The organism is uncultured Campylobacter sp. (assembly GCF_938018145.1).
In the GTDB taxonomy this organism is placed as follows: domain Bacteria; phylum Campylobacterota; class Campylobacteria; order Campylobacterales; family Campylobacteraceae; genus Campylobacter_A.
This window is the reverse complement of sequence record NZ_CALIII010000260.1, coordinates 1-1,797: the sequence shown is the minus strand read 5'-3', so window position 1 is coordinate 1,797 and position 1,797 is coordinate 1. Positions and strand designations below refer to the sequence as shown.

The 1,797-nt window shown below is 50.0% G+C and carries 2 protein-coding genes and 1 pseudogene; all 3 read left to right on the top strand.

Features of this window, described 5'->3' with window-relative positions; all coding sequences use genetic code 11:
• A pseudogene (glmM, locus tag Q0338_RS05985) lies at window positions 1-670 on the top strand (phosphoglucosamine mutase); the annotation flags it as partial.
• Window positions 663-1,193 (top strand): signal peptidase II, encoded by a 531-nt coding sequence (locus Q0338_RS05980; RefSeq protein WP_298085961.1) that lies wholly within the window; start codon window positions 663-665, stop codon window positions 1,191-1,193. The pseudogene glmM and the gene Q0338_RS05980, both read left to right, overlap by 8 nt.
• Entirely contained in the window at window positions 1,183-1,545 is a 363-nt protein-coding gene (locus Q0338_RS05975; RefSeq protein WP_002949511.1) for an NINE protein, read from the top strand. Before Q0338_RS05980 ends, Q0338_RS05975 begins: the two co-directional genes overlap by 11 nt.
• Window positions 1,546-1,797: the final 252 nt, after the last annotated feature.

The following is a 1,797-nucleotide window of genomic DNA, read 5'->3' as shown; positions in this document are numbered from 1 at the left end:
AAATTTAGCCTCCGAGGTCGTGCGATTACGGGCTGATTTAGGCTTTGCGCTTGACGGCGACGCCGACAGACTCGTGGTTGTCAACGAGTGCGGTGAGGTAGCAAACGGCGATAGTTTGCTAGGCGTCATGGCGGCATTTTTGCAAGAAAACAAAGCTCTAAAAGGCGGCGCGGTCGTGGCTACGGTGATGAGCAACGCAGCACTCGAAGACTATCTAAAATCCCACAAAATCAAGCTCCTGCGCGCAAACGTCGGCGACAAATACGTGCTTGAAAAGATGAAAGAAAACGGCACGAATTTTGGCGGCGAGCAGAGCGGCCACATCATATTTAGCGACTACGCAAAAACGGGCGACGGGCTCGTAGCGGCGCTGCAGTTTGCGGCACTAGTGCTAAAAAAGGGCAAAAAAGCGAGCGAAATTTTAAGCGAGATAAAACCGTATCCGCAAATTTTGCTAAATTTAAAGATAACCGAGAAAAAGCCGCTTGAGAGCATCGCAGGGCTAAAAGAGCTTGAAGCAAGCCTCGCAAAAGATGGCATCCGCTCGCTATTTCGCTACTCGGGCACCGAAAACCTCATCAGGCTCTTGCTCGAGGGCAAGTGCGCCGACGCGCTAAAAACCCGAATGGACGAGGTTGAGAAATTTTTCCTAAAAGCTCTAAATGGCTAAAATTTTAGGCGTTTTTTTTGCGGCGTTTTTCGTCGTTTTCGCGCTCGATCAGGCGGTCAAGCAGATATTTTTGGGCGGTTTTTCGTGGCAGGGCGAGTACTTTTCGCTAGTGCTTGCATACAACCGCGGCGTGGCGTTTTCGATGTTTGCGTTTCTTGGAGAATGGCTCAAATTTATCCAGCTAGCGCTGATTGCGGGCGTTTGCGGCTATCTGCTCTGGCGGCTAAAGCGTAAATTTGGCGCGCGGGCTGCGGCAAAAACGGAGCCAAATTTGACCCAAGACGCCCAAAAAAAGGAAATCCTAGAGGAGCATGCGCTAGGAGCGGGTATAATCCTGGGCGCGGGCAGTTCAAATTTGCTCGATCGCTTCGTTCACGGCGGCGTCGTGGACTACGTTTACTGGCACAAATGGTTTGAGTTTGCGATCTTTAACCTCGCAGACGTTATGATCGACGTCGGAGTCGTACTCATACTCTGGCAGAGCTTCGCCGCTGGGCGAAAAGGGGCTAAAAATGGGCGATAACGTTTATATAGCCTACGCGCTTTGGCTGCTTACGGGCTGGTTTGGCGGGCATAGATTTTATCTGGGCAAATTCGTGAGCGGTTTTGCGATGATGGCGCTGTTTTTCATCGGATATAGCCTAGCTTGGGCGATCGTGGGTTACGTATTTTGGGCGCTTTGGGGCGCGTGGTGGCTCTTTGATCTGCGCTTAACCGGCGCGGCCGTCGAGAAAAATCAGAAAAAAGAAGCGCTAAAAGACAAGCTGCGCGCGCAAGACCTCGAAGAGCGGCTAAGACGCCTTTATGAGCTTTATGAGAGCGGCGCGATAAGCAAAGAGGAATTTGAAGCGAGGAAGGAAATTTTGCTAGGGTGAGGCTCGGTAAATTTACGAGAATTTGATCGATATTTTAATCGCGATCGGTCAAATTTAGCGTTTTCAAGATGCGGGTCTGGGTAAATCAAATTTGAATATAAAAAGTCAAGGCGAAGTATTTTTGTCATAGACGAGGCGGATAAGCAAGGGCAAAGGAGCGTATATATAATACGTGACTGCAGCCCGCAGCGAAATCGGGCGCCGTATAGGGCAAAAAGACAAGCCGCTAAATTTAGATTACTCGCCGCTTAG